This window comes from Mesorhizobium sp. M2C.T.Ca.TU.002.02.1.1 (assembly GCF_003997225.1).
In genome coordinates this window covers 1-3,525 of record NZ_RZTO01000660.1, presented here as the reverse complement: position 1 = coordinate 3,525, position 3,525 = coordinate 1, and the positions used below count along the sequence as shown (strand labels likewise).

The window sequence follows — 3,525 nt, the reverse complement described above, 5'->3', positions numbered from 1 at the left end:
GCATTGAGGAAATCGACCTTGGTGAAATCGGCCATGGCGCGATACTCGGCCGCGAGCGCCGCCGTCTTCTCATGGCCACCGGCGAACATGCCCTGGAAGAAGGGATGCGGCATCGGAGTCAGCGGCGGCGGCGCGACCACCAGCGCCTGGGGTGCCGGATAGGGTGTGCCGACGCCACCGGCGCTGGTGAGGATCTGGCCGACAAGCTTGGCCATGCCGTTGGCGATCTCATAAGGCGTGCGGCGGAAGAACGACTTGGTGTCGTTGGTGCCGAGCATGACGATGACGAGGTCGAGCGGCAGATGGCTGGCGATGGCCGAGGGCAGATAGGCGCTGCCGTTGAGACGCGGATCATTGGGATCGTCGAGGCTGGTGGTGCGGGCGCTCAAACCTTCCTCGATCACATGGTAGCCATCGCCCAGATGCGAGGCCATCACGCCCGTCCAGCGGTCCTCATAGGCGTAGCGATGCGTCGGCGACCCCTCGACGACCGGAATCCAGCCCCAGGTCAGCGAATCTCCAAAACACAAGATCGATCTTTTGGTCATATCTCCAATCCATTTTCCTATGCGATTGACTATTGGCCGTTCCGAACTTGCCCGCTCAGCTCGACCTTTGCCTGATGCCGTAGAAGATCGCCGCGAGCAGGATGATCAGCCCCTGCGCGATCAGCTTGCCGGGCTCGTCGACGCCGAAGGTGGTCATCACGACGAACAGCAGCGCAAACGACAGCACACCGAAGAAAGGCCCCCAGACACCGCCTTCCCCACGGCCGAAGACGACGCCGCCGAGGATGGTCGCGGCGACCGCCAGGATCGGCAGGTCGAGCCCGACCCGAACGCTGCCGACGGCGATCGAAGCCGTCTGGACCAAAGCGGCAATGCCCGCGAACAGGCCGGCGAGGGTATGCGCAAGCACGACCGTGCGCGCGACCGGGACGCCGGAGAAATGCGCCGCCTGCACGTTCTCACCCACCGACGTCACGTAGCGGCCGAAAACCGTGCGCGACAGAAACAGCGACAGCGCCGCCGAAACCGCCACCCAGAAGATCACAGGCGTCGGCGCCGGGCCAAGCTTGGTATTGTAGATGTCGGCGAACATGCCGGGCACATCGCCGGGCGGCTTGCCGCTCGACAGATATTGCACGATCCCGACCAGGACGATGCCGACCGCAAGCGTGACGATGACGGCCGAGACCCGTCTCACCCCGACCATCAGTCCGTTGAAGAACCCGACGGCCAGCCCAATGGCCAGCGCAAGCACAATGAAGAACGCCATGGAGGCGCCGGGAAAGGCGCCGGACGAAATGGTGTAGTTGATGAGCAGGATGACACCGCCGCCCGACAGGTCGATGCTTCGCACCCGCATCACCAGAAGCTGGCCGAGCACCAATATGCCGAGCGGAACGATCTGGCGCACGAATATGCCCATGATGTTGAGATTGAGCATGTTCGGCCGCGCGATCCACAGAACCACAAGCAGCACGGCAAAGACGTAGTAGGCCGGAGGGACGCGCAGCAGGCGGCGCAGGACGGGATTGGCGAACGCGGCGGCCACTTACAACCCCATCTTCTTGCGCGACTGCAGAGCGACCACAAGGAGCAGGATCGCCCCCTTGATGGTGGTCTGGATGAAGGGCGACACATTCGTCAGGTTCATGCCGTTGGCGAGCAGCGCCATGACCAGCGCGCCGATGACGGTGCCGTGCAGGCTGCCGATGCCGCCGGAAAGCTGGGTGCCGCCGATGGCCACGGCGGTGATTGCGTCGAGCTCGAACAGCAGCCCGACATTCGGGTCGCCCGAGACGATGCGCCCGGCGAGGAAGACCCCGGCCAGAGCCGCGAAGCAGGAGCAGATCACATAGGCGAGCACGATGTTGCGCCGGTCGGCGATGCCGAAATTATGCGCCGCATCCTCAACACCGGACGACACGCCCCCGCCGATCGCAAAAAGGTGCAGCCCGAAGCGGGAGCCGTAGAGCAGCTTCCAGGCGACCGCGAGTACGAAGATGCCCCAGAACACGGGCATCGGTGCCCCGAGGAAGGACCCGGCCACGGCGCTGATGACGATATCCGGCACCGTGCCGCCCGAAACCGGCCGCAGCACCCGCGTGATCCCGAGCAGAATGTACTGCGTCGACAGCGTCGCGATGATCGGATGCACGTTGAAGCGGGTGATGATGAAGCCGTTGCTGAAGCCGACCAGCGCGGCCAGCACGAACACGGCCGGGATCAGCACCCAGGCGGGTCCGCCAAGCGCAAGCACCGCCGTCGTGAAGCTGATCATCGACCCGACCGAAAGGTCGAGCCCGCCGAGCAGGATGACGAACATCTGGCCGACCGCCGTGATGACGAGCGGCATCGCCTGCGGCACCAGGTTGAGCAGGTTTTCCCCGTTGAGGAACTGCGCCGTCTCGAGGCTGAGCCAGAGCGCAATGGCCAGCGCGATCAGCAGGGGCAGCATCCACATGCCCTGCCGCGATCCTCTCGCGCTCATGAGGCGCCTGCTGATGGCTGTCATCGGCGCTCACCTCCCGCCCCATTCGCCTCCCCGTTGGCGCTGAGCGCGGCGTCGAGGATGTTGTGCTCCGTGGCGTCGGCCGCCGGCATTTCCTTCACGATGGTGTCGTTGTGGACGACGCAGATGCGGTCGCAGAGCCCGATCAGCTCGACCGTCTCGCGCGACAGCACCAGCACCGCGCCGCCTTTCTTCGCGAAGTCGCGCAGCAGCAGGTAGATCTCGGATTTTGCGCCGATGTCGACGCCTCGCGTCGGTTCTTCGACCAGCAGGATATCGATGTCGGCGGCAAGATAGCGGCCCAGCAGCACCTTCTGCTGGTTGCCGCCGGACAGCGTGCCGACGGCGGCGCCCGGGCCGCTCGCCTTCACGGCAAGGCTCGACATCGTGTCGGCGATCTGTCGCTGATAGCCGGCGGCCAGCGCCAGCTCCGACCGTTTCGAATGGAGCGCTGCGGCAATGTTGTGCGCCACGGAGAGTCCGAGGAAGAGCCCGTCTTCCTTGCGATCCTCCGGCACGAAGCCGACGCCCATCGCCTGCAGCCGGCGCACGCCGCCGCCGGGCGACACCGGCAAGGGCAGCGACTTGCCCTTGATCGCCACACGGCCGGCGAAGGGATGGTATTGACCGACCAGCGAGCGCAGGAAGCGTTGCTGGCCCTGCCCCTCCAGGCCGGCCAGCGCGACGATCTCGCCACGGCGCAGCTCCAGCGAAAATGGTTTCGAGCGCTCGGTGATGCGGAAATCCTCGACCGAAAGCATGGCGGGGCCAGGGGCATCGCCGCGCTGGGGAAAGAGGTCGGCCAGCTCGCGGCCGACCATCATCGCGATCAGCGCAGCCGGCGTCATCTCGGCGAGCGATCTGGTGCCGACGAGCTCGCCGTCCTTCAAAACCGTGACGGTGTCGCAGATGGCGAAGATCTCATCCATGCGGTGCGAGATGTAGACCACCGCCTTGCCCTCATCCTTCAGCCTGCGGATGTGGCGGTTCAGCACCCCCACATCGGCG

4 protein-coding genes are annotated in these 3,525 nt (G+C 65.4%); all 4 read right to left on the bottom strand.

Annotation, left to right across the window (positions count from 1 at the left end):
• Positions 1-548: SGNH/GDSL hydrolase family protein (locus tag EOD07_RS27050; RefSeq protein WP_127237578.1), on the bottom strand; the 548-nt coding region annotated here is incomplete at its 3' end.
• A gap of 55 nt (positions 549-603) precedes the next feature.
• Complete coding sequence (locus EOD07_RS27045) at positions 604-1,557, bottom strand: ABC transporter permease (RefSeq protein ID WP_127237577.1); 954 nt, start codon at positions 1,555-1,557, stop codon at positions 604-606.
• A complete protein-coding gene (locus EOD07_RS27040; RefSeq protein WP_245470509.1) occupies positions 1,558-2,496 on the bottom strand; it encodes an ABC transporter permease in 939 nt (312 codons plus the stop codon).
• A gap of 20 nt (positions 2,497-2,516) precedes the next feature.
• A partial coding sequence (locus EOD07_RS27035; RefSeq protein WP_164772567.1) for an ATP-binding cassette domain-containing protein occupies positions 2,517-3,525 on the bottom strand: 1,009 nt, incomplete at its 5' end.

Bases quoted from the DNA above. Each gene is read 5' to 3' on its own strand.
- EOD07_RS27040 (WP_245470509.1), bottom strand. From the start codon at position 2,496: ATGAGCGCGAGAGGATCGCGGCAGGGCATGTGGATGCTGCCCCTGCTG.